This window comes from Rhodoferax fermentans, assembly GCF_002017865.1.
Taxonomy (GTDB): domain Bacteria; phylum Pseudomonadota; class Gammaproteobacteria; order Burkholderiales; family Burkholderiaceae_C; genus Rhodoferax; species Rhodoferax fermentans.
Genome location: NZ_MTJN01000002.1, coordinates 1822194 through 1846671, shown reverse-complemented (window position 1 = coordinate 1846671; position 24478 = coordinate 1822194). Strand labels below are relative to the sequence as shown.

20 protein-coding genes are annotated in these 24478 nt (G+C 62.4%); 9 read left to right on the top strand and 11 right to left on the bottom strand.

Features of this window, described 5'->3' with window-relative positions:
• Nucleotides 1–32 precede the first annotated feature (32 nt).
• From RF819_RS08815 to mnmA, 3 genes are all read left to right on the top strand, one after another.
• On the top strand, nucleotides 33–926 hold the full coding sequence (locus tag RF819_RS08815) for an AraC family transcriptional regulator (protein WP_078364645.1): 894 nt from the start codon (nucleotides 33–35) through the stop codon (nucleotides 924–926).
• Nucleotides 927–1005: 79 nt separating this feature from the next.
• Nucleotides 1006–1506: an NUDIX hydrolase gene (locus tag RF819_RS08810; protein WP_078364644.1), complete on the top strand. Its 501-nt coding sequence runs from the start codon at nucleotides 1006–1008 to the stop codon at nucleotides 1504–1506.
• Nucleotides 1503–2624: a tRNA 2-thiouridine(34) synthase MnmA gene (mnmA, locus tag RF819_RS08805; protein WP_078364643.1), complete on the top strand. Its 1122-nt coding sequence runs from the start codon at nucleotides 1503–1505 to the stop codon at nucleotides 2622–2624. The genes RF819_RS08810 and mnmA overlap by 4 nt, the downstream gene beginning before the upstream one ends.
• Before the next feature lie 70 nt (nucleotides 2625–2694).
• On the opposite strand, the gene RF819_RS08800 is transcribed toward mnmA, so the two are convergent.
• From RF819_RS08800 to RF819_RS08765, 8 genes are all read right to left on the bottom strand, one after another.
• Nucleotides 2695–2985, bottom strand: coding sequence for a metal-sensing transcriptional repressor (locus RF819_RS08800; RefSeq protein ID WP_078364642.1), 291 nt, complete (start codon nucleotides 2983–2985; stop codon nucleotides 2695–2697).
• 98 nt (nucleotides 2986–3083) lie between these two features.
• Nucleotides 3084–3290, bottom strand: coding sequence for a YgaP family membrane protein (locus RF819_RS08795; protein WP_078364641.1), 207 nt, complete (start codon nucleotides 3288–3290; stop codon nucleotides 3084–3086).
• A gap of 20 nt (nucleotides 3291–3310) precedes the next feature.
• On the bottom strand, nucleotides 3311–4597 hold the full coding sequence (locus tag RF819_RS08790; RefSeq protein WP_078364640.1) for an NAD(P)/FAD-dependent oxidoreductase: 1287 nt from the start codon (nucleotides 4595–4597) through the stop codon (nucleotides 3311–3313).
• Nucleotides 4598–4630: 33 nt separating this feature from the next.
• Nucleotides 4631–7915: an efflux RND transporter permease subunit gene (locus tag RF819_RS08785; RefSeq protein WP_078366855.1), complete on the bottom strand. Its 3285-nt coding sequence runs from the start codon at nucleotides 7913–7915 to the stop codon at nucleotides 4631–4633.
• 1 nt (nucleotide 7916) lies between these two features.
• Complete coding sequence (locus RF819_RS08780) at nucleotides 7917–9020, bottom strand: efflux RND transporter periplasmic adaptor subunit (protein ID WP_078364639.1); 1104 nt, start codon at nucleotides 9018–9020, stop codon at nucleotides 7917–7919.
• 192 nt (nucleotides 9021–9212) lie between these two features.
• Complete coding sequence (locus tag RF819_RS08775) at nucleotides 9213–10508, bottom strand: solute carrier family 23 protein (protein ID WP_078364638.1); 1296 nt, start codon at nucleotides 10506–10508, stop codon at nucleotides 9213–9215.
• A 250-nt stretch (nucleotides 10509–10758) separates the two neighbouring features.
• Nucleotides 10759–11286, bottom strand: a complete 528-nt coding sequence (gene ssb, locus RF819_RS08770) for a single-stranded DNA-binding protein (RefSeq protein ID WP_078364637.1) — start codon at nucleotides 11284–11286, stop codon at nucleotides 10759–10761.
• Nucleotides 11287–11340: 54 nt separating this feature from the next.
• On the bottom strand, nucleotides 11341–12570 hold the full coding sequence (locus RF819_RS08765) for an MFS transporter (RefSeq protein WP_200224272.1): 1230 nt from the start codon (nucleotides 12568–12570) through the stop codon (nucleotides 11341–11343).
• Between the two features lie 338 nt (nucleotides 12571–12908).
• Here RF819_RS08765 and RF819_RS08760 point away from each other — a divergent pair, with 338 nt between their 5' ends.
• The 5 genes from RF819_RS08760 to RF819_RS08740 all read left to right on the top strand — a co-directional run bounded on the left by RF819_RS08760 (nucleotide 12909) and on the right by RF819_RS08740 (nucleotide 20990).
• Entirely contained in the window at nucleotides 12909–13193 is a 285-nt protein-coding gene (locus RF819_RS08760; protein ID WP_143541644.1) for a CC/Se motif family (seleno)protein, read from the top strand.
• Nucleotides 13194–13259: 66 nt separating this feature from the next.
• Nucleotides 13260–13553 (top strand): hemerythrin family protein, encoded by a 294-nt coding sequence (locus tag RF819_RS08755; RefSeq protein WP_078364635.1) that lies wholly within the window; start codon nucleotides 13260–13262, stop codon nucleotides 13551–13553.
• Between the two features lie 128 nt (nucleotides 13554–13681).
• A complete protein-coding gene (locus RF819_RS08750; protein ID WP_078364634.1) occupies nucleotides 13682–16810 on the top strand; it encodes an excinuclease ABC subunit UvrA in 3129 nt (1042 codons plus the stop codon).
• A gap of 114 nt (nucleotides 16811–16924) precedes the next feature.
• Nucleotides 16925–18877, top strand: a complete 1953-nt coding sequence (locus tag RF819_RS08745; protein ID WP_078364633.1) for an acyl CoA:acetate/3-ketoacid CoA transferase — start codon at nucleotides 16925–16927, stop codon at nucleotides 18875–18877.
• A 190-nt stretch (nucleotides 18878–19067) separates the two neighbouring features.
• Nucleotides 19068–20990 carry a methyl-accepting chemotaxis protein gene (locus RF819_RS08740; protein WP_078364632.1) on the top strand — a complete coding sequence of 641 codons (1923 nt, stop codon included), beginning with the start codon at nucleotides 19068–19070 and terminating at the stop codon, nucleotides 20988–20990.
• A 57-nt stretch (nucleotides 20991–21047) separates the two neighbouring features.
• On the opposite strand, the gene pyrF is transcribed toward RF819_RS08740, so the two are convergent.
• On the bottom strand, nucleotides 21048–21908 hold the full coding sequence (gene pyrF, locus RF819_RS08735) for an orotidine-5'-phosphate decarboxylase (RefSeq protein ID WP_078364631.1): 861 nt from the start codon (nucleotides 21906–21908) through the stop codon (nucleotides 21048–21050).
• A gap of 71 nt (nucleotides 21909–21979) precedes the next feature.
• Here pyrF and RF819_RS08730 point away from each other — a divergent pair, with 71 nt between their 5' ends.
• Nucleotides 21980–22930, top strand: coding sequence for a cation diffusion facilitator family transporter (locus RF819_RS08730; RefSeq protein ID WP_078364630.1), 951 nt, complete (start codon nucleotides 21980–21982; stop codon nucleotides 22928–22930).
• A 14-nt stretch (nucleotides 22931–22944) separates the two neighbouring features.
• On the opposite strand, the gene RF819_RS08725 is transcribed toward RF819_RS08730, so the two are convergent.
• Nucleotides 22945–23949, bottom strand: coding sequence for a uracil-DNA glycosylase (locus RF819_RS08725; RefSeq protein ID WP_078364629.1), 1005 nt, complete (start codon nucleotides 23947–23949; stop codon nucleotides 22945–22947).
• 45 nt (nucleotides 23950–23994) lie between these two features.
• Nucleotides 23995–24474: a ribosomal protein S18-alanine N-acetyltransferase gene (gene rimI, locus RF819_RS08720; protein ID WP_078364628.1), complete on the bottom strand. Its 480-nt coding sequence runs from the start codon at nucleotides 24472–24474 to the stop codon at nucleotides 23995–23997.
• Nucleotides 24475–24478 lie beyond the last annotated feature (4 nt).

Sequence of the window (24478 nt, the reverse complement as noted above, 5' to 3'; positions counted from 1 at the left end):
CGCGACCGCAATCCCTGGCATAAACTGAGTTCATGACCAATAGGCTTCTCGACATTGCTTTCCGGTTCGCCGACTCGAATGCTGATCGTGATGGCGTTGCACGCACGCCCATCCCCGGCGTAACCGTCATTCGCGAGACGGTACCCGGTGCCATGCAGTACGCCATCAACAGGCCTCTGGTTGCTCTGGTACTGCAAGGTCGTAAGCGTGTAACGATGGGACACCAGGCGGTGGAGTTTGGCGCGGGTGAATCGCTGCTCATCACGACAGACGCGCCGACGGTCAGCGAAATCATCCGCGCCAATGTGGCGGCGCCCTACGTTTCCATCGTCTTCGAGTTGGACATCGCCATCCTAGAGGGCCTGGTGATGGAGATGGGCGCGGCGCCCTTCACCATGGGTCAGCCCGTGCGGGTTGACCCGACGGGGCCGGAAGTCGCAGACTGCGCCTTGCGCTTGATGGCCTTGCTCGAACGTCCAGCTTCACTAACCCTTTTGCAGGCGCAGTTACTGCGCGAACTGCATTTCTGGCTGCTCACTGGCCAGCATGCGGGGGATATCAGGGCGCTCGGGGTGGTAGACAGCCATGCACAACGTATCGGCCGGGCTATAAGCTGCATCCGCAACAACTATGACCAGGTTCTGCACGTTGAAGAACTCGCAGCAGTGGCTGGCATGAGCGTCTCGACGTTTCACGAACACTTCCGCGCCATCACTTCGGTGACGCCGATTCAATTGCAAAAGCGACTACGGCTCATCGAAGCGCGGCGGAGGTTGTTGGCGGATGGTCTGATGGTGGCCCAAGCTGCGCACAGCGTGGGTTATGAGAGCGTTCCTCAGTTCACGCGCGACTATGGCCGCCTGTTCGGCATGTCGCCAGCACGAGAGGTCAGAACGGTCAATTTGAGACTGGCATCGATGGCCTGAGGAGAACCTCAAAGGCCATTGGACTTTGCGCCACCACCGACATGCCCCAACCCGTGGCGGCTTCCCGGATAATTTGGGCATGACTGACAGATGGAAACCCAACGCCACCGTGGCGGCAATCATTGAACAAGACGGCAAGTTTTTGCTGGTGGAAGAACACACGCCCGAGGGCCTGCGCATCAACAACCCGGCCGGGCACCTGGACGAAGGTGAATCCTTGGTGCAGGGCTGCCAGCGTGAGACGCTGGAAGAAACCAGGCACCTGTTCACCCCGACCCATCTGGTGGGTGTCTACATGTCGCGTTCTCAGCGTGCCGCCAATGGCACGGAAGATGCGCAGGATGTGACCTATCTGCGCTTCGCTTTTGCGGGTTCCTTGGGCGCGTTGGTGCCAGAGCGGCAACTGGACACCGGCATTGTGCGCACGTTGTGGCTCACCCCCGACGAGATCCGCGCCAGCGCCGCGCGCCACCGCAGCCCGCTGCTACTGCAATGTATGGAAGACTATTTACGTGGCCAGCGTTTTCCGCTGGACCTGATCCACACCGATGCCAGCGTCATCATGTTGGGTGCAGCATGAGCACAAAACCTCAGCGCGTGGTGGTGGGTCTCAGCGGCGGGGTCGACTCCGCCGTGACCGCTTGGTTGCTCAAACAGCAAGGCCATGAGGTGCTCGGCATCTTCATGAAAAACTGGGAAGACGACGACGACACCGGTTACTGCTCATCCAACGAGGACTTTGTCGACGCCGCCGCCGTGGCCGATGTGATTGGCATCGAGATCGAACACGTCAACTTTGCCGCCGACTACCGCGACCGGGTGTTTGCCGACTTTTTGCGCGAGTACAGCGCCGGGCGCACGCCCAACCCCGACATCCTGTGCAACGCCGAGATCAAGTTCAAAGCCTTTCTGGACCATGCGATGCGCCTGGGTGCCGACAAAATCGCCACTGGCCACTACGCTCGGGTGCGGCAGAACCCGGTCAGCGGCTTGCATGAACTGCTCAAAGGGCTGGACCCGTCCAAAGACCAAAGCTACTTTTTGCACCGTCTGACGCAAGCGCAACTGTCCAAAACGATGTTCCCGGTGGGTGAGCTGCTCAAGACCGAGGTGCGGCGCATCGCGCTCGAGATTGGCCTGCCGAACGCCAAGAAGAAAGACTCCACCGGTATCTGTTTTATTGGTGAGCGGCCGTTCCGGGACTTTTTGAACCGCTACATCGCCAAAGAACCCGGCCCGATCAAGAACGACAAGGGCCAGACCATTGGTCAGCATGTGGGCCTGAGCTTTTACACCCTGGGCCAGCGCCAGGGCCTGGGCATTGGTGGTCTCAAGGCCAAAGGGGCGCAGCGTGGCGGTGGTGACCATGCGCCTTGGTTTGTGGCGCGCAAGGATGTGCCGGGCAACACCTTGTGGGTGGTGCAGGGGCACGATCACCCCTGGCTGCAGTCGATGACCTTACAAGCCGGGCAAGCCAGTTGGGTCGCCGGGCACGCGCCGCGGCCGCAGGCGCTCGCCGCCAAGACGCGTTACCGCCAGGCGGATGCGCCGTGTGAGTTAAGTGATGTGTCGGGTGAGCAGTTTGCGCTGAGCTTCAGCCAGGCGCAGTGGGCGGTGACGCCAGGCCAGTCAGCGGTGTTGTACGACGGCGAGGTGTGCCTGGGTGGCGGCATCATCGACCACGCCAAGGCGCCTTAAAATACTCTGTTATTCATAGCTATCCGCCCTTGTTATATAAGGGCTGGATGGCTATTTTTTTTATGTAAGCTTAGCCAATCCTGGCGAGCAGGCCTTCCATGTCCTTGAGCAGGCTTTCCATGGCCGGTGTCTGCATCTGTTCTGCCGGGATCTGCTGTTGCAACTCCTGTTCCATGTAACACAGGGTCATGCGCAGGTAGGTGCTGTCCAGCGCCTTGCGCACGGCAGAGAGTTGTTGGCTGATCTTCAGGCAGCTCTCACCCTCTTCGACCATGCGCTGCACACCGCGAAGTTGTCCTTCGGCACGGCGCAGCCGATTGATCACATCAGTGCGTGCCGTCTCGTTTGTTAATACCGTCATGAATGTGTTTCCTCGTTGACCAATGCTGAGCGTCGCCACGGGCGGACACCAGGCCCGGCTGCCGGACGCTGCCATCCAGTCTAGCGTGCATGGCCGATTCAAGCCTCCGGCACACCCAGCTTCTTCAAGATGATGCCCAGCGGGCAGAAGTTGGTGAAGCCCGACTGGAACAGGTTGGCACCAACAAACGCGGTGAAAGCCAGCGCCCATTTGCTGACAAACAGCGGGCTGCCCTCGACCCCGAAGGCCAGCGACAGCATCACAAACAGGCCCGCAAACACCATGATGTAGCGTTGTACCGTCATCTCACTCTCCTTGTAAAAAATCAGTTGTCCAGCCGGTTGATGCCGAGCAGACCCATGATGTATTTCTCGTAAATGGGCTCGGAGGTGCCTTTTTTGAGCTTGCGCATGAAGTACTTTTCATACGCAATCTTGGCCAGGTGCACCCACTTGCCTTTTTTGAACCAGTTCACATTGCGCGGTGGGATCTGCGGCAGGGCCACAAACGCGGCGCCGGTGTCGCCCATGTCGGCCAGGCACACCGCGTTCCAGGTGCCTTTGCCGGTCACCGGCTTGCCTGCCAGCTCGTTGCTGATGTTGTGGCAGATGGCGGTCATCATGCTCTCGATCATGTAGCCGGTCTTGGGGCAGCCGGTGGGCACCGGGGTCACCTCGACCGGCGGAATCGCCACACACACCCCGGCTGAGAAGATGTTGCGGTAGGCCTTGCTGCGCTGGAATTCGTCGATCAGCACCATGCCGCGCGGATTGCACAGTTGGGGCACCGCCGCCACCGCATCCACCCCCTTGAAGGCGGGCAACATCATCGCCAGCTTGAAGCCAATGGCATGCTCTTTGACCGCATTGCCCAGGTCATCGAGTTGGGTCACCTGCATCTTGTCGACCTCGACGCTGGTGGTCCGGGCGTTGGTGACCCACTTGATGTCGCGGTTGCGGAATTCGGACTCCAGCATCGACTTGCTGTCGCCCACCCCCCCCAGACCCAGGTGGCCGATGTAGGGTTCACTGGTGACATAGGTCATGGGCACCTTGTGGCGCAGCTTGCGCCGACGCAGGTCGGTGTCGAGCACCATGGCAAATTCGTAGGCCGGACCAAAACAGCTGGCTCCCGGCATGGCGCCCACCACAATCGGCCCGGGGTTGGCCAGGAATTTTTCGTAGTCGGCAAAAAAAGCCTGCGCATGGTCCACATGGCAAATTGAATGGGTGAAGCCCCCGCCGCCAGACGACAGCGGGCCCGCCCCGGGCACCTCGTCAAACGCCAGTTTGGGGCCGGTGGCAATCACCAGATAGTCGTAGTCCAGCTTGTCACCGTCGGCTAGGGTCAGTTGGTTCGCCACTGGGTCGATGTGTGTCACAGCTTGGGCAACAAACCCGATTTTTTTGCGTGTCAGGTACGGAGCAATCGGCAAGGTCACTTCTTCGCGTTGCCGCCAACCGACCGCCACCCAGGGGTTGCTCGGCACAAATTGGAAGTAGGGGGTGATGTTGAGCACCGTGATGCGGTGCTCCGGGGGCAGCATTTCGCGCAGTTCGTAAGCGGCGGGCATGCCGCCAATGCCTGCCCCCATGATGATGATATGGGCCATGTTTGTCTCCTGTTTTATGGGGAATGATGAACATCAGTCGAGAGAAACCAGCGCATCTGTGTGCGCTTGGATACGACGCCGAAACAGCGCGTAATACAGGACAGGTATCACCACCAGGGTCAGCACGGTGGACACCAGAATGCCAAAAATCAAGGAAATTGCCAGCCCGTTGAAGATCGGGTCGTCCAGGATAAAAAACGCGCCGATCATGGCGGCCAGGCCGGTGAGCAAAATCGGCTGGGCGCGCACAGCGGCCGAGGCCACCACGGCGTCTTTGAACGCGATGCCCTGCGTGAGCTGCAGCTCGATGAAATCCACCAGCAAGATTGAGTTGCGCACAATGATCCCGGCCAGCGCAATCATGCCAATCATCGAGGTGGCCGTGAACTGCGCACCCAGCAAGGCATGCCCGGGCATGACACCAATGATGGTCAGCGGAATCGGCGCCATGATCACCAGCGGCGCGAGGTAACTCTTGAACTGGACCACCACCAGCAGGTAGATCAGGATCAGACCGACGCCGTACGCCGTGCCCATGTCGCGGAAAGTCTCGTAGGTGATCTGGGACTCACCGTCCCACTTGATGGCGTATTGCCGGTACGGGTCACTGGGCTGGCTGATCCAGTACTCACCCACCTCACCCGTACCGGGCAGGGCTGCTGCCTGCAGCTTGTCCCGGATGGCGAACAGCCCGTAGAGCGGTGAATCCAATTGGCCCGCCATGTCGCCAAACACATAACTGAGTGGCTGCAGGTCTTTGGTGTAGAGCGGCTGGTCGATCAGACCGTGTTCCACCTGCACCAGTTCTGACAAGGGCACCAACTGGCCATTGCTGGCTCGCAGGGGCAAAGCCAGTACCGCTGCCAGGTCCACCTGGTCTTGCAGTGGCAACTGCAGGCGCACCGGCACCGGGTACTTGCTCTGGCCATCGTGCAGGTAGGCCGCATCTGCCCCACTGAGTGCCACTGCGGCGGTTTGCGCCACGGTCGCCACCGAAATACCCAGCGACTCGGCGCGCTGGCGGCGTACCCGCAGATAAGCGCGCGGCGCATTGACCTGCAACGAGGTGTCCACCCCCACAATGTCGGGCGTCGCCGCAAAGGCTTTGGCCACCCGGGCCGCCAAAGCCTGGCGACCCGCTTCGTCCGGACCATACACCTCGGCCACCAGGGGCGACATCACCGGCGGGCCGGGTGGCACTTCCACCACCTGGATCACGGCGTTGTGACGCTGCCCGATCTTCTCCAGCGCCGGGCGCAGGCGTTGGGCAATCGCGTGGCTTTGTTCATCACGGTGGTGTTTGTCGACCAGGTTGACCTGCAAATCACCGAGCTCGGCATCGGAGCGCAGGTAATACTGGCGCACCAGCCCGTTGAAGGTGATCGGCGAGGCGGTGCCCGCGTAGGCCTGCAGGTTCAACACCTCGGGCTGCTGCGCCAGATAAGCGCCCAGTTCCTGCAAGGTGGCTGCGGTGTTTTCCAGCGGGGTGCCTGCGGGCATTTCTACGAGCACCTGAAACTCGCTCTTGTTGTCAAAGGGTAGCATCTTGAGCACCACCCACTGCACCATCGCCAAACCCACCGACAAAGCCAGTGCCACCAGGATGCCGACCAACAGCAACCAACGTTGGCGTGCACTGTCGAGAAACGGCGTCAACACCCGGGCAAAAAAGCGCTGCAGCTTGGCGCTTGTACTGGTGTTTGGGTTGTGGCCTGCCTCCGGCCCGTGTCCCGACGGGCGCATCAGTGTTAATGCCAGCCAGGGTGTCACTGTGAAGGCAATACCCAGCGAAATGGCCATACCCAAACTCGCGTTGATCGGGATCGGGCTCATGTACGGGCCCATCAGCCCGCTCACAAAGGCCATCGGCAACAAGGCCGCAATCACGGTCAGTGTGGCCAGAATGGTCGGGCCACCCACCTCATCCACCGCCTGAGGAATGATTTGGTGCAGGGTTGCCGTGGGCTCCAGCTGCTGGTGACGGTGGATGTTCTCCACCACCACAATGGCGTCGTCGACCAGAATGCCAATGGAGAAGATCAAGGCAAACAGCGATACCCGGTTCAAGGTGAAACCCCAGGCCCAGGAGGCAAACAAGGTGGCCGCCAAGGTCAGGATCACCGCCGTGCCCACAATTACCGCCTCACGGCGGCCCAGTGCAAACCCAACCAGCAGGATCACCGATCCGGTGGCAAACACCAGCTTCTGGATCAGTTTGTTGGCCTTTTCCGCTGCGGTTTCACCGTAGTCGCGGGTGATGCTGGTGCTGATGTTGGCAGGGATCACCGTGTTTTGCAGCTCTGCCACCCGGGCCCGCACGGCCTGGGTCACATCCACCGCGTTGGTACCCGGTTTTTTGGTGACGGTGAGGGTGACCGCCGGGTGCACCGAGCCCGCAGCAGCAGGCTCTGCCGTGCCAGCTGAGGTGCTGGCGGCGCCCGGCGTGAACCAGACGTAACGCTGAGGCAGTTGGGCACCCACCTCAAGACGCGCCACCTCGCGCAGAAACACAGGTGCGCCTTTGCTGACACCCACCACCAAATCGCCCACGTCCTCGACCGAGCGCAAGAACTCACCGGTTTCCACCTGGAGCATCTGGCCATTGGCGACGTCGCTCTGGATCACCGAGCCGGACGGTTGGCTGGCATTGGCCCCGGCCAGCAGTGCCTTGAGCGACAACACGTCCACACCGCGTTCGCGCAGCCGCGCCGGGTCCAGCCAGACAAACACCGCCCGACCCGGCCCACCAATGGTTTGCACTTCACGGGTGCCTGGCACGCGTTTGAGTTCAGCCTCCACCGCGTGGGCGGTGCGCTCCAGGTCCACTGCCGGCAGCGAATCGTGGCTCCACAAGGTGAGCGCCAGCACCGGTACGTCGTCAATGCCCTTGGGTTTGACCATTGGGCTCAGGGTGCCCAGGTTGCTTGGCAACCAGTCCTGATGCGCGTTGAGCACGTCGTACAGACGCACCAAGGCTTCGGTTCTGGGCACGCCGACCTTGAACTGCACCGTGAGCACCGCCATGCCCGGGCGCGCGACCGAATAGGTGTGTTCGATGTCGGCGATCTGGCTGAGCACCTGCTCAGCGGGTAGCGCCACCATGTTTTGCACGTCGACACTGCTGGCCCCGGGGAACGGGATCAGCACATTGGCCATGGTCACATTGATCTGTGGCTCTTCCTCACGCGGGGTCACCAGCACCGCAAACAAGCCCAGCAACACCGCCAACAAGGCCAGCAACGGGGTGATGGCGTTGTGCTGAAAGGCCCGCGCCAGGCGCCCGGAAATACCCAAGGGTTCAGGGTTTGACATGGTCATCTCACTGCGCCGGGGCGCCTGCGGGTAGGGCACGCGCACCGTTCAGTCCGGCTTTCACCGGGTCCAGCGCCACCAGGTCTTTGTCCTGCAAACCCGCCAGCACTTCAAACCCCTGTGGCCCGTGGTCGGTCCCCAGCCGTACCGCTTTCAGCACAAAAGTGGTGCCACTGAGCGTGTAAACCGCCGTCAGCTCACCACGGCGCAACACCGCCGCAGCGGGCACCATCAGGCGTTGCTTCTGGCCAGCGGCAAAACGCACCCGGACCTGTTGCCCAGGCGTCAGCCCTGTAGCCGCTTGTGCTGGCAGCTCCAGCCGCCATTCGATGGTCTGCGACACCGGGTCGGCGCCCGGTAGACGGTCAACACGTGCCGGGCGAATCCAGCGCAGGGCACCGTCGGCCGCTGGCAACTGAACCTCGATCTGGCTGCTGGATGTGAGTGCACCTGAACGCGACACCGGTACTTGCACCTCCACCCGCAGCGGCAGCGGGGCATACAGCGTCAGCAAGGTCTTGCCCGGCTGCGCCAAGTCGCCCACCTCGGCCTCGGTCTGCAACACACGGCCCTCAAAAGGCGCGGTCACACGGGTGAAACCCTGCGACACATGGGCTTGGCGGACACCCGCTGCCGCCTGGTCAAGTGCCGCCCGCGCTGACCTGAGCTGGGCCTCGGCTGTGTCCATGGCCGCTGCGCTGATGAAACCCTGGCGCAACAGATCGCGCGTGCGGTCATAGTTGGCCTGAGCGTTGTGCAACTGGGCCTGCGCCTGCGCCACCTGGGCCTGGCTGCCCTGCACCTCGGCCTGGGTTTCGCTGTCATTGATGGTGGCCAGCAGCTGGCCGGTTTTCACCTGATCACCCGCTTTGACCAGCAGGGACAGCAGCCGACCGGAGGTCTGCGCCGACAGTGTGGCCTGTTTGACGGGCTGCACCACCGCGTCCATCTCGAAGCCTTGACCCACCGCTTGCAACTGCACCGCTGCCACCGGAACCTGAATCGGGGTTTGAGCCCCAACCTGGGCAGCCAACAACAGACCCGCTACAACCAGGCAGCACCTGCACGATCTGATCGGTTTGACGCAGAACCATGGAAAAGAGATGGACATGGAGTTTCCTTCGAAATACGGTGGGGAGTATATGAGGAAGTTAAAAAAAATGCCACAAACACCCAAGTGCACGCAGCACCCGACCCGACCCGTCCAGCATCTGTCCATCAGGCAAAAAAAAGCCCCGATCACTCGGGGCTTGTTGACAGGTCTCGGGCTTGCAGCGGTGCAGGCCCGAGGTTTGCGCTTGGTTCAGGCGCTGCGCGAACTGCGGTTCAGCAAGGCGTACAACACAATCGCGCCAAAAGTGGCGGTACCGATGCCACCCAGGGCAAAGTCGCCAAATTTCAGCGTGAAGTCACCGGTGCCCAGCACCAGCGTGATGGCCGCAACGATCAGGTTTTTGTTGTCGGCAAAGTCGACCTTGTTTTCGACCCAGATGCGTGCACCGGCCACCGCAATCAGGCCAAACACCACAATGCTCACACCACCCATCACCGGCAGCGGAATGGTCTGGATGATGGCGCCAAACTTGGGGCTGAAACCCAGCACCACCGCCAACAAAGCGGCCACCAGAAACATGGCGGTGGAGTAGATCTTGGTGGCGGCCATGACACCGATGTTCTCGGCATAGGTGGTGACACCGGTGCCACCGGCGGCGCCACTGACCATGGTGGCCACACCGTCGCCGATGAAGGCGCGGCCCATGTACACATCCAGGTTCTTGCCGGTCATCGCGGTCACCGCTTTCAGGTGGCCCAGGTTTTCCGCCACCAGGATGATGGCCACCGGGGCAATCATCAGCATCGCTTTGGCGTCAAACACCGGCGCGGTAAACGAGGGCATACCCACCCAGGCAGCATTGAACAGGCTCGACAAATCCATTGGTTTGCCCAGCCCCAGCCCATTGGTCAGCACCGCGTACACCAGACTGGCCACGATCAGGCCCACCAGAATCAGCAGCCGCTGCACCATGCCGCGCGTGAATACCGCCACCAGCGCCACACACAGGAAAGTCACCGCCTGCATCCAGCTCTCGAAATTGTTGGCTGCCATGTTCTTGATGGGCACCGAGGCCAGGTTCAACCCGATCACCGCCACCACCGCACCGGTCACCACCGGCGGCATCAGCTTCTCGATCCAGCGGGTGCCCACCAATTGCACCAGCACACCAATGACGGTGTAGAGCGCGCCGCAGGCAATGATGCCGCCCAGCGCCACACCCATGTTGGTGTTGAGCCCCTTGCCGGCATAACCGGTGGCGGCAATCACCACCCCGATGAAGGCGAAGCTGGAGCCCAGGTAACTCGGCACCTTGCCGCCGGTCACCAGAAAAAAGATCAGGGTGCCGATGCCACTCATCAGAATGGCCAGATTCGGGTCAAAGCCCATCAGAATTGGCGCCAGCACGGTCGCGCCAAACATGGCAATCACGTGCTGCATGCCCATCACGGTGGTCTGGGGCCAGGGCAGGCGTTCATCGGGGGCGATGACGCCGCCTTGCTGCAGCACCTCGGTTGATTTTTCGGTCCAGTTCAAAAGGCTCATGGGTTTCCTTGTTGTTGTCGTGCGCTCGCCTATGCGGGCGACAGCGTGCGCTGTCGCCAATAAAGCGGCATGGTTTTGAAAGATGATGGGTTGGTGATGGCGGGCTGGCAGAACCCTGATTCAGGGTTCCGTCGATAGCGTCTTGCTTCTACAGACATCGTATTTTCGCAGCAGGAAAGCATGTTTTTCGGACAGCAAAAAGCCCGCAATGCGGGCTTTTTGAGATCACTACTGTGTCAAAAAGTACTATTTAGAACGGAATATCGTCATCCATGTCATCAAAGCCACTGGCTGGGCGGCTTGGGGCCGGGGCGGGTGCCGGGCGCGGTGCTGGAGCGCTGGGGCGTGGGGCACTGGGACGTGGTGCCGGAGCCGGGCGGCTGTTGTAATTGTCGCCAGCATCGCCGCCGTAGCCATCGTCTTCACCAGCGGGGCCACCCATGCCTTCGCGGCCACCGAGCAGTTGCATTTCATTGGCGATGATGTCGGTGGCGTATTTTTCCTGGCCATCCTTGTCCGTGTATTTGCGGGTCTTGATGCGCCCCTCCACATACACCGGACGGCCTTTTTTGAGGTACTGGCTGGCGATTTCGGCCAGGCGGCCAAAAAAGGTCACGCGGTGCCATTCGGTTTCTTCGACCATTTCGCCGGATTTGCTCTTGTAACGGCTGCTGGTGGCGATGGTGACGTTGGCCACCGGATCTCCGCTGGGCAGATAACGCACTTCCGGGTCACGGCCCAAATTACCCACCAGAATCACTTTGTTTACCGAGGCCATAGTTTGCTTTCCATATTGAGAGTCAGGCCACGCTGCCTGAAAACGCGCACTTTATCAGGGATTGGCCGGGGCCTCCAGCGTCTTGGTTTGCGCCATCCTCATCGGCCAGGCCAGCCACAACCACAGCATCATCAAGACACCACAGCCAGTAAACAGGGCGTGCGGCCCGCCCCATTGCATGGCCCAGCCCCCCAGCAGCCCGCCGGCAAAAAAACCAATCGACTGCATGGTGTTGTAGACCCCGATGGCCGCACCGCGTGCGCTCAGTGGTGCCAGCCTGGACACCATGCTGGGTAGGCAGGCTTCCAGCACATTGAATCCATAGAAGAATAAAAACAGTAGCAATCCGAGCAAGTAGATAGAGGGCTGGAGGCCAATTTGCCACCATAAACCCAGCTGCACCAGCGCCATCAGCGCCACCGCGGTCAAAAACGCGGCACGCACATAACCTCGCTTCTCGAGCTGAAAAAAGCTGCCACCCATCACCACAAACGAGCCAACCAGCACCGGCAGGTAAAGCTGCCAATGCCGCGCCTGGGGCAAACCGGCCTCCACCAGCATCGACGGCACCGCCAGCCACATGGCGAGCTGCACCCCGTGCATCACAAAGCCGCCGTAGTTCAGGCGCAGCAGCTCGGGCAGGCGCAGCACATCCAGCACCCGACCTTCTTGCTGGTGGCGGTGCTGCAACGGTTCGGGCGGTACCCACCACAGCACCGCCGCGATGCCCAGCAGCGACAGCAGCGCGGTCAGTGCAAAGATCGCGACCAGCCCGCCCCAGGCCGCCAGCAACGGCGCCACCACCAGCGACAGCGCAAAGGTGAGCCCCATGCTGGCGCCCAGCAAAGCCATCGACTTGGTGCGTACCTCGTCCCGTGTTTGATCGGCCAGCAAGGCGGTGACCGCCGCCGACACCGCACCGGCACCCTGCAGCGCGCGCCCCACCGACAGCCACAACAGCGACGGCGCCAGCGCCGCCACCGTGCTGCCCGCGGCAAACACCAGCAGCCCGGCGATGATCACCGGCTTGCGGCCAAAACGGTCCGAGGCCAGGCCATAAACAAACTGCAGCGCCGCCTGGGTCAGGCCATAAATCCCCAGCGTCAACCCGATCAGGCCGGTGTTGTCACCGCCGGGGTACTGCGCGGCTTCATGGGCAAACACCGGCACCACCATGAACAGGCCCAGCATGCGCAGGCCAAAAATCGACGCCAGAGACAAGTTGGCACGCCATTCAGCACGTGTCAAAGCGCTGGTGGCGGTGGGTGACAAGGTGGGTGGCATGTTGGGATGGCAGGGGCAGCTCGGTTTGAAACATCATTCGCCTGCCAGGGCAAGCCATGGCGCGGCATTGTCACGGATCTTTGGCCGCGCCACCAGACGAACTTGGCCTGTCAGTGCGTCAGCTGGTGGGCGGCGCGCAACCGTTCGCCACGTCTAGATAACCGCACAAGCGTGGCGGCTTGCCGCTGGCAGAAAGATGGCCACCCAAGGTCACGGCTTGTCTAAGATGACACCTTCACAGCCCGGCACCCGCCTCGTACTGCGGGTCTGCCATCGGTGGCAGCGTGTTGCCACACCGCCACGCTGCCCGGACAATCACCTTATTTGACATGAAGACCATGCTGACCCTCTCAAAAGACGCTCTTGAACTCATTGCCGAACGCAGGCAGTCTGTTGTCATTGATGTGCCGCAAACCGTGCACGGCTGCTGCATCGAAATCACGCCCTGCCCGTCGGTGCGTTTGGGCAAACCACGTGTCCCTGATCAGCACAGCTTGCAGCAGATCCAGGGTGCCGATGTCTTTGTGCCACACGATTTTCCCAGCATGCTGCCGCTGTCGATTCGTGCGAGGAAAGTGCTGGGCCGAAAGTTCCTGGCCATTGACGGCTGGAAACTGGTGTGAGCGTGGGCCGGGGTCAGCGCGACTGAAGCGCCAACCCCGATGTCACTATCATCGCGGGTTGACATAATGAGTGGTGCCGCGAAGGACGACATCGCTGCGAAGATCGACGCCTTTGTGGCCCTCTCGGCACAACACATGCAGGACGAAGAGGCCGTCCTGGCGCGTTCGGAGTTTCCAGGGTGCGCCGCGCATGCGGCGCGGCATCAGCAACTGCTGGAGCGCGCTCAACTGCTGCGAGCGCGTTATGCCCGCGACCAGCTTGACACCACCGAACTGCTGCACTTTGTGGTGTTTGAGTTCACCGCGCAGCATCTGCTGATCGAAGACCGCAAGTTCGCCGCTTACCTCGGCGGCCACTGAGCCGTACTCAAGGCCCGGGGCAGCCCGCTTTGATCCAGCACACGGCAAGAGACGGGCGAGCCAGACTTCACTATCATGGCGGGTTTCCTGGTGCATCTTCACCAGCTATTTTTTGAGCAGTCACCGCTTTGAACACACCTGAAGATGGCAAGTACCTTGCCAAGGCCCTGCAGCACCAGCACATCAGCATCCGTGGTGCGCGCACCCACAACCTCAAGAACATCGACCTCGACATCCCGCGCAACCAGCTGGTGGTGATCACGGGTCTGAGCGGCTCAGGCAAGTCCAGCCTGGCGTTTGACACCTTGTACGCCGAGGGCCAGCGACGTTACGTGGAAAGCCTGTCCACCTACGCACGCCAGTTTCTGCAGCTGATGGACAAGCCTGATGTCGACATGATCGAAGGCCTGTCACCCGCCATCAGCATCGAGCAAAAAGCCACCAGCCACAACCCGCGCTCCACGGTGGGCACGGTGACCGAAATCCACGACTACCTGCGCCTGCTGTTCGCCCGCGCCGGCACACCCTATTGCCCGGACCACCATGTGCCGCTGCAATCGCAAACCGTGAGCCAGATGGTCGATACCACGCTGGCCCTGCCCGAAGGCACCCGGCTGATGGTGCTGGCGCCGCTGGCGCGCGAGAAGAAGGGTGAGTTCTTGGAGGTGTTTGCCGACATGCAGGCGCAGGGGTATGTGCGTTTTCGCATCAACGGTCAGGCCTATGAGTTTGACCAGTTGCCGGCGCTGAAAAAAACCGAAAAACACGACATCGACGTGGTGATCGACCGCATCAAGGTGCGCCACGCCCCGCCACCCAGCAGCTTGCCCGTCGACCCGGTGGCGGGTGACGCGCCAGAGATTGACGCGGCGGTGCAGGCCGCCCACGCCGACTATGCCGCGCTCAAACAACGCCTGGCTGAGAGTTTCGAGGCCGCGCTGCGGCTTGCCAATGGCCGCGCCATTGTTCTAGAAATGGATAGCGCCCAGCCCTTATCCGATAAGGGCTACAAGCCAAAAGAGCATGTTTTCAACGCCAAGTTCGCCTGCCCGGTGTGCAACTACTCGATTGCTGAACTGGAGCCGCGGCTGTTCTCGTTCAACTCACCGGTGGGCGCCTGCCCGAGTTGTGACGGTCTGGGCCAGCAGGAATTTTTTGACCCGACCCGGGTGGTGGCCTTCCCGACCTTGAGCCTGGCCAGCGGCGCCATCAAGGGCTGGGACCGGCGCAACGCCTACTACTTTGCGATGCTCGAGAGCCTGGCCGCGCACTACAAGTTTGACATTGACCAGGCGTTTGAAGACCTACCTCCCCATGTGCAGCAGGCGGTGTTGCAGGGCTCCGGTGAGGAAGAGATCAAGTTCGCCTACACCCTGGACTCTGGCGCCAATGCGGGCAAAAAGGTCAGCAAGAAGCACCCGTTCGAGGGCATCATCCCCAACATGCAGCGGCGTTACCACGAGACCGACTCGTCGGTGGTGCGCGAAGACCTGGCGCGTTACAAAAGCACCCAGCCTTGCCCGGTGTGTGGCGGCAGCCGCCTGCGCACCGAGGCGCGCCACGTCAAGATTGGTGAGGGTGCACAAGCCCGTGCCATTTTTGAACTGAGCCACCAGACCCTGGCCGAGTGTTTTGCCTACTTCAGCAGCCTCAGCATGACCGGCGCCAAGGGCGACATTGCCGCCAAGGTGGTGCGTGAAATCAGCCTGCGCCTGAAGTTCCTCAACGACGTGGGCCTGACCTACCTGAGCCTGGACCGCAGCGCCGAAACCTTGAGTGGTGGCGAGAGCCAGCGCATCCGGCTGGCCAGCCAGATCGGCTCGGGCCTGACCGGTGTCATGTATGTGTTGGATGAGCCCAGCATCGGCCTGCACCAGCGCGATAACGACCGCCTGATCGACACCCTGAAACATCTGCGCGACATCGGCAACAGCGTGCTGGTGGTCGAGCATGACGAAGACATGATGCGTGCCGCCGACCACATCATCGACCTCGGCCCCGGCGCTGGTGTGCATGGCGGGCGGGTCATGGCGCAGGGCACGTTTGACGAGGTCCAAGCCAACACCCAGTCCCTGACCGGCCAGTACCTGGCCCACACGCTGAACATTGATGTGCCGGTGCAGCGCACCGCCTGGCTGCCGACCCAAGCTCCCAAAGCCTTCAACGCTGGCAAACCCAGCCGTTTTGCGCCTAGCCCGGCGGCACAACGGCGCGCCGAACGGGAGGCGCAGCACAACGCCACGCTGGGTGATTTGCAGGCGCTCAAAGTCATTGGCGCGAGTGGCCACAACCTCAAAAACGTGGACGTCGCCTTCCCGGTCGGCCTGTTCACCTGCGTCACCGGGGTGTCGGGTTCGGGCAAGTCCACCCTGGTCAACGACACACTCTACAAAGCGGTGGCGCGCACCATCTACCGCGCGCACGACGAGCCGTCAGAACACGAGAGCATCGAAGGCATCGAGTATTTTGACAAGGTGATCAACGTCGACCAGTCGCCGATTGGCCGCACACCGCGTTCCAACCCGGCCACCTACACCGGCTTGTTCACCCCGATTCGCGAGCTGATGGCCGAGGTGCCGACCGCACGTGAACGCGGTTACGGCCCGGGGCGTTTCAGTTTCAACGTCAGCCAGGCCAGCGGCGGCGGGCGCTGTGAGGCCTGCGAGGGCGACGGCATGGTCAAGGTTGAGATGCACTTCCTGCCCGACGTGTATGTGCCCTGCGACGTCTGCCAGGGCAAACGCTACAACCGCGAAACCCTGGAAGTGCTCTACAAGGGCAAAAACATCGCGCAGATACTGGACCTCACCGTCGAAGCCGCCCACGAATTTTTCAAGGCCGTGCCGACCATCGAGCGCAAATTGCACACCCTGTTGGACGTGGGCCTGAGTTACATCCGTCTCGGCCAAGCCGCCACCACCTTGTCAGGTGGTGAGGCGCAACGCGTCAAGCTCGCGCTCGAACTCAGCAAACGCGACACCGGACGCACGCTCTACATCCTGGACGAACCCACCACCGGCCTGCACTTTGCCGACATCAAGCTGCTTCTGCAGGTGTTGCACCAGTTACGCGACGCGGGCAACACGATTGTGGTGATTGAACACAACCTGGACGTGATCAAAACCGCCGACTGGCTGATCGACATGGGGCCCGAGGGCGGCAGCGGCGGTGGCACCGTGGTAGGTGTGGGCACCCCTGAGACGCTGGCGGCCAACCCGGCCAGCCACACCGGGCGTTATCTGGCGCGACTGCTGTAAGCACGGCTTGATGCTGGCCACAAGTTGTGCCAGCATCCACATCGATCATTGCTGCGGCGTTATGGACTGACCTGGCGCCACGGACCCGCCGTTTGACTTTTGCAGGAGCCTGCCATGCACACGCGAATCGATGAGCTGCACAGTCACCAGGCACGGCGCAACAAGGTCGTCAGCGCGGCAGAAGCTGTCCGGCTGATCCACGACGGCGACACCGTAGCCACCGGTGGTTTTGTCGGCATCGGTTTTGCCGAAGAGATTGCGGTGGCGCTGGAGCAACGTTTTTTGCAGGCGCAGACCGACACCGGCCTGGGTGCGCCGCAGAACCTGAGCCTGATCTACGCCGCCGGCCAGGGCGACGGCCAGCACCGTGGGCTCAACCACCTGGCCCACCCGGGGCTGGTGGCACGGGTGATTGGCGGGCACTGGGGCCTGGTGCCCAAGCTGCAGCAGATGGCCATAGACAACCAGATCGAGGCCTACAACCTGCCCCAGGGCGTGATCACCCATCTGTTTCGCGACATCGCGGCTGGCAAACCCGGCACCCTGACCCATGTTGGCCTGGACACCTTTGTCGACCCGGTTCACGGCGGCGGCAAGATCAACAGCCGCACCACGGCCGACCTGGTGCAGCGTATGAGCATCGACGGGCGCGACTATCTGTTTTACAAGGCGCTGCCCATCCACGTGGGCATCATCCGCGCCACCACCGCCGACCCCGACGGCAACCTGAGCATGGAGCGTGAAGCGCTCACACTCGAGGCGCTGGCGATTGCCATGGCGGCGCGCAACAGCGGCGGCATCGTGATTGCGCAGGTGGAGCGCCTGGCCGAGCGCAACACCCTGCACGCGCGCAGCGTCAAGGTGCCTGGTGTGCTGGTGGACGCGGTGGTGGTGGCCAGCGACCCGGCCTACCACATGCAGACCTTTGTCGAGGCCTACAACCCGGCCTACTCGGGTGAGATCCGGGTGCCGCTGGACCGCATGCTGCCGATGCCCCTGAACGAGCGCAAGGTCATCGCCCGGCGTGCTGCGCTGGAGTTGCGCCCCAACAGCGTGGTGAATCTGGGCATTGGCATGCCTGAGGGTGTGGCCACTGTGGCCGCCGAAGAAAAGGTGTTTGACCTGCTGACCCTGACCGCCGAGCCCGGCGTGATTGGTGGTGTACCAGCCGGTGGCCTGAGTTTTGGCGCCGCCATCAACGCCCAGGCCATCATCGACCAGCCCAACCAGTTCGACTTTTACGATGGCGGCGGGCTCGATGTTGCTTTTCTGGGGTTGGCGCAGGCCGACGCCCAGGGCAATCTCAACGTGAGCCGGTTTGGTGGGCGCCTGGCCGGTGCCGGTGGTTTCATCAACATCAGCCAGAACGCCAAAAAAGTGGTGTTTGTCGGCAGCTTCACCGCCGGTGAGCTGGTCACCCAGGTGGCCGAGGGGCGCCTGTGGATCGAGTGTGAAGGCACGCAGCGCAAGTTTGTGCCCCAGGTGGAGCACCGCACCTTCAGTGCGCGTGAGGCGATCCGGCGCGGCCAGCAGGTGCTGTATGTGACCGAGCGTTGTGTGCTGCGCCTGATCGGCAGCTTTGAGGCGCCCGCGCTGGAGCTGATCGAGATCGCGCCCGGTGTGGACCTGCAGCGTGATGTACTGGAGCAGATGGACTTTGTCCCTGCCATCAGCCCACACCTGAAATTGATGGAGGCCGCGCTGTTCCACCCCGAGCCGCTGGGCCTGCGTGAACGCCTGCTGAGCACACCGCTGGCTCAGCGTCTGGAACTCAATGCCGAGCAGCGGCTGCTGTTCATCAATTTTGAGGGGCTGTCCATCGACAGCCTGGATGACATCAACGAGATCGAGGCGCAGGTCAGTGATCTGCTGGCGCCGCTGGGCCACCGGGTGGCGGTGGTGGTGAATTACGACAGTTTCAGCATCCCGCCCACCCTGCTTGATGCCTATTCCAGCATGGTGCAGGGCTTGACGCAGCGTTTTTACAGCCAGGTCACGCGTTACGGCACGGGTGGCTTTTTGAAAGCGCGGCTGGCGCTGGACAACCCTGCTGCATCGCCTGACTGAGTGGTTGCCGTACTCCCTGGCGGGGTGCGGCTTGTTCCATTTTTGATAGCTGTTTGCCCTTTATTTATAAGGGTTTACACCTATTTTTCTCTTCATTTCTTGCTCTGACGCACGGGCTCTGGCGCACTTGGTCGCTTGTCCGTATGATGCATCGAGACGCTGTCACTCCATCGCTTTTCAGGAGACGCCCATGCCGCTGCTGCAACACATGAAGCTCGCCCACAAGTTCCTGATCCTCGGGCTGGTGGCCCTGGTGATGGTGGCCATACCGACGGGTTTGTACTTCAAACGGTCCTTCTCCGACATCCAGGTGGCGCAGCGTGAGCTGCTGGGCACCGGCCCCTTGGTGGCGCTCAACAAGGTGATCCAGTTCAGCCAGACCCATCGCGGCATGTCGGCCAGCATGCTCAATGGCAACGAGGAACTGGCCGCCCGCCGCCCGGCCCTGCGCGACAAACTCAATACCGCGATCAGTGCCATGGAGGGTGAATTCGCCACCGCTGGCGTTTCGCCCGCTTTGCAAAAGCGCTGGGCCGACCTCAAGCAAAGCTGGGTCACACTGGAGCAAAGTGTGGCGGGCCGCAGCATCAACGTCGCCGAGAGCACCCAGCGCCACACCCAGATCATCACCGCCCAGCTGCAACTTGGTGAGGAACTGCTCGACGAATTTGGCCTGAGTCTGGAACCCCATGCCGACACCTACGCGCTGGTACGCGCCACCATGGTCGACATGCCCTGGCTGGCAGAGAACCTAGGCATCATGCGCGCCATGGGCAGCGGCTTTTTGACCAAGGCGACTGCACCACCCGAGGGCAAAGCCACCCTGCGTGCGCTGAGCAAACGCGCCCTGGAGCTGCAGGCCAGCATGTTCCGCCAGGTGGGGATTGCCACAAGTGTCAACCCGCGCATGCAGGTGGCCTTGCAAGCCCCTTCCGAGGCCAACCGCGCCGCCGTGGATAAAACCCTGGCGCTGGCCAACGACGGCGTCATCAATGCGACTGAGCTGAACATGCCAGCCGTGGCCTATTTTGATGCCTTTACCCAGACCATCGACGGCCTGTTTGCGTTCAACAGCCTGGCCATGCAGACCATGGTGGGCGAGCTCCAGGCGCGCCTGCAGACCGAATCCCGCATCCTGGGCGTTGTGGCGCTGCTGCTGCTTTGCGGTTTGCTGGCGGCGGTGTGGTTGTCCTGGGCCTTCATCCGCAGCATCACCGAACCGGTGAACGATGCATTGCAACTGGCCCATGCGGTCTCCCAGGGGGATCTGCGGGTCAAGGTGCAGGCGTATGGCGACAACGAGCTCGGTCAGCTGATGCAGGCACTGGCCAGCATGCGCGACAAGCTGGCCCATGTGGTGCAGCAGGTGCGCCAAGGCTCCGAGGCGGTGGCCACCGCCAGTGTCGAAATTGCCCAGGGTGACAACGACCTCTCCAGCCGCACCGAGTCTCAGGCCAGCGCACTGGAACAGACCTCGGCCAGCATGGAAGAGCTGGGCGCCGCCGTGCAGCAAAACGCGGTCAGTGCACAACGCGCCAACCAGCTGGCACAAGCGGCCAGCGCCGTGGCGGTGAAGGGGGGTGACGTGGTGGGCCAGGTGGTGCACACCATGAAAGACATCAACGAGTCGTCGCAGCGTATAGCCGACATCATCGGTGTGATCGACGGCATCGCCTTCCAGACCAACATCTTGGCCTTGAACGCCGCAGTGGAAGCGGCGCGCGCTGGTGAACAGGGCCGGGGCTTTGCGGTGGTGGCCAGTGAGGTGCGCTCGCTGGCCGGGCGCAGCGCCGAGGCCGCCAAAGAGATCAAGGGCCTGATCAGCGCCAGTGTGCAGCGGGTGGAGCACGGCACGCAGTTGGTCGATCAGGCCGGCAGCACCATGGACGAGGTGGTGGCCAGCATCCGCGAGGTGAGCCAGATCGTGGGGGAGATCAGCAGCTCCAGCAAAGAGCAGGCCGACGGTGTGGCCCAGGTGGTGGAAGCCGTCGCCCAGATGGACAAAACCACCCAGCAAAACGCGGCGCTGGTGGAAGAAATTGCCGCGGCCGCCACCAGCCTGAGCCAGCAGTCTCAGGGTCTGGTGGACACCGTGTCGGTCTTCAAGTTGTGAGCTATTTTGGTCTCTAGCCCTTTTTCTAAAAGGGCTGATAGCTATAGATTAAAGAGCTTATGCGGCTTGGCAAGCGGCCCGCAATACATCGCGGGTTTTGAATGCCTCGGCCCGTGCTGCCGTTGCAAAGTCGCCGCCAGCGCTGGCATACAAAATGGCCCGTGAGGAGTTGACGATGATCGGCCCGGTGGTCTGTGCCGTGCCGTCTGCGGCGCGTTGGTTGCGCCAGCCCGCCTTGACCGTGGCCAATGCGTCCCCACCTTGTGCCCCCACCCCCGGAATCAGCAGCGGCAGGCTCGGTGCCAGCGCCCGCACCCGCTCAATTTCTGCCGGGTAGGTGGCGCCCACCACCAGACCGAGCTGGCCGTTGATATTCCAGTGGCCTTGCGCCAGTCGCGCAATGTGTTCATACAGCAGCGGCTGCCCCGGCACACTGGCCAGGCGCTGGTTCTGGAAATCGTCGCCACCGGGGTTGGAGGTGCGGCACAGCAAAAACGCACCCTTGCCGTGGTACTTCAGATACGGTTGCACCGAATCCAACCCCATGAAGGGCGACAGCGTGACCGCATCGGCGCCGTAACGCTCAAACGCCTCGATGGCGTATTGCTCGGCGGTGCTGCCGATGTCGCCACGTTTGGCGTCCAGAATGATCGGCACCTGCGGTGCGGTGCGGCGCATGTGGGCCATCAACTGCTCCAGCTGGGCTTCGGCGCGGTGGGCGGCAAAGTAGGCAATTTGGGGTTTGAAGGCAATTACCAGATCGGCGGTGGCGTCGACGATGGCGGCGCAAAAGTCGTAGATCTTGCTGGCATCGTTTTTGAGGTGCGCCGGAAACCGCGCCGGGTCCGGGTCCAGACCGACACACAGCAGAGATTGGTTCTGGCGCTCTGCCGCGCCCAGTTGGTCAAGGAAGTTCATGCCCGACATTGTAAGAATGCCTTGGCCACAAAGCGCCTAAACTGCCCCTCGTTTCGCCCCCTTGGTGCCCCATGCAACACGACCCGATTTCCGACCCCCAGGACCTGCCCCAGTACAACAACGCCGAGCGTGCGCGTGCGGCCTCGCGCAGCACCTGGGTCAGTGTGGGTGTCAATCTGGTGTTGAGCACGCTCCAGATCGTGGCCGGGGTGCTGAGCAAATCGCAGGCCTTGGTGGCCGATGGTCTGCATTCGCTCTCAGACCTGGTGGCCGATTTTGTGGTGTTGTTTGCCAACCACCACAGCCAGAAAGCCGCTGACGCCGACCACCCTTATGGCCACCAGCGTTTTGAGAACGCGGCCTCTTTGGTGTTGGGGCTGCTGCTGTTGGTGGTGGGGTTGGGCATGTTGTGGTCGGCGGCCAGCAAATTGCAAAACCCCGACTTGATTGCCACGGTGCACATCGGTGCGCTTTGGGTGGCGCTCGGGGCGCTCACAGCCAAGGAGCTGCTGTTTCGCTACATGTTGCTGGTGGCCAAAAAGGTCAAAAGCAGCATGCTGGTGGCCAATGCCTGGCATGCCCGGTCGGATGCGGCGTCCTCGCTGGTGGTGGGGGTGGGCATCATCGGCAACCTGGCCGGTTATCCGATTTTTGACCCGATTGCGGCCGCGCTGGTGGGTTTCATGGTCACGCGCATGGGCTGGAGTTTTGGCTGGACCGCCTTGCACGACCTGATGGATCGCGCGGTGGACGACGCCGAACTGCAGGCCATCCGCCAGACCCTGCAGCAAACCCCCGGTGTGAGTGGTGTGCACGACATCCGCACCCGCATGATGGGCGACATGATTGTGGTGGACGCCCATCTGGAGGTGCTGGCCACCCTGACGGTGGAGCAGGCGCACGACATCACCGTGGCCGCGCAGCAGCGCGTGATGCAGCACCACCGCGTGTTGCACCTGCTGACCCACGTCGACCCCTACCACCGCCCGGACCTGGACCACACCCAGGCACCCGGCGCCTGAGGCGGTTTGACCCCTCAGCGGTTCGGGGCCTGTGCCACCTCGGCCGCCAGGCACAAATCTTCCCAGGCGCGGGCCTTGTCCAGCGGGTTACGCAGCAGGTAGGCAGGTGGGTAGGTCACCACCACCGGCACCCCCTGGTAATGCCAGACTTGCCCGCGCAACTTGCCCAGTGGCAACTTGAGGCCTTGTGGGTGGTCCTGGCTCAGCAGCACCTGCATCGCCAGCCGACCCATGGCCAAAATCACCTTGGGCTGCACCAGCGCGATTTCGCGGCGCAGGTAATGCGCGCAGTCGGTCAGCGCCTGCGCGTCGGGCGTGGTGGGCACCACCGGGCGGCACTTGAGCACCAGGCTCAGGTAGGCGGTCTGGGCCGGGTTGTTCTCTTCGGCTAGGCCTGTTTGGTGGCGTTGCACCCCCACCGCTTTGAGCATGTTGTCGAGTAACAGGCCCGCGTCGTCCACAAAGGGTTCGCCAGCGCGCTCTTGTGCGTCATCAGGTGGTTCACCGAGCACCAGCCAGTCGGCCCGCAGGCTGTCTGGTGGGGCAGCCAGCACCGGGCCACGTCGGCCCAGGCACATGGCGCATGCCTGACAGGCAGCCACCGTGGCCTGCAGCGTGGGCCAGTCCATGGTTTCGATGCCGGGCGCAAGCGGGGTCAGCGCAGTGGGGGCGGGGCCGCTCGGGGCCTGGCGCGCTCGGGCGGGGGGCCGCTGATCTGCCAACTGCTCGGGCGCGGCGGGTAGGGCCGTTGTGCTGGGTGGCGCAGACCGGCTGCTGGTCTGCGTGGGCAGGCTGGGCTGTGGCGCCGCAGCTTGTGAATGATTTTGGCCTCCAGCCCTTTCACTGTCTGGGCTGGGTGCTATATTTTCAAGATCGTGGTGGCGGTCACTGTCGGCCTGTAAATCGGCTGCGGCCGCCTGGGCCAGCACCTCATCGGGGGCCGTGTTGTCGGGCCACCAGACGTGCACCCCCATCTCGGCCAGCATGGCGCGTTGGCGGGTATCAAGGTCAAGGCTCATGGGCTGATTTTCACCGACTGGGCCGACCGGGCTGTGGCCAAGCCCTCACGGCGTGGTTTCGAGCTTGAGGCTCATCACCAGCGCGTCTTCACGCTGGCCGAGTTCCGCCGGGTAATACTGCTTGCGCAGGCCCACATACCGAAAGCCGTGCGCCTTGTAAACCTGCACCGCGCGGGTGTTGCTGGCGCGCGCCTCCAGCCAGACCCATTGCAGGCCCTGGCCACGCGCCCACAACACCAGCGCGTCGAGCATCACCTTGGCCCAGCCCTGGCGCTGGTGGCCAGGTGCCACCGCCAGGTTGAGCAAGTGCACCTCCTCAAAACCTTGCATGGCGACAAAGTAGCCCAGCAGGGTGTCGCCCGCCAGCAGCATCTGCGCCTGGTAGCCCCCGGCCAGACAGTCGGCAAAGTGGCGCCGCTGCCAGGGATGGCTGTAGGCCTGTTGCTCCAGCGCCAGCACCGCGTCGAGGTCGGCCTCACGCATCGGCTCAAAGCGCACTTCCACAGGCTGCAGTTGGGCGTTCATGGCG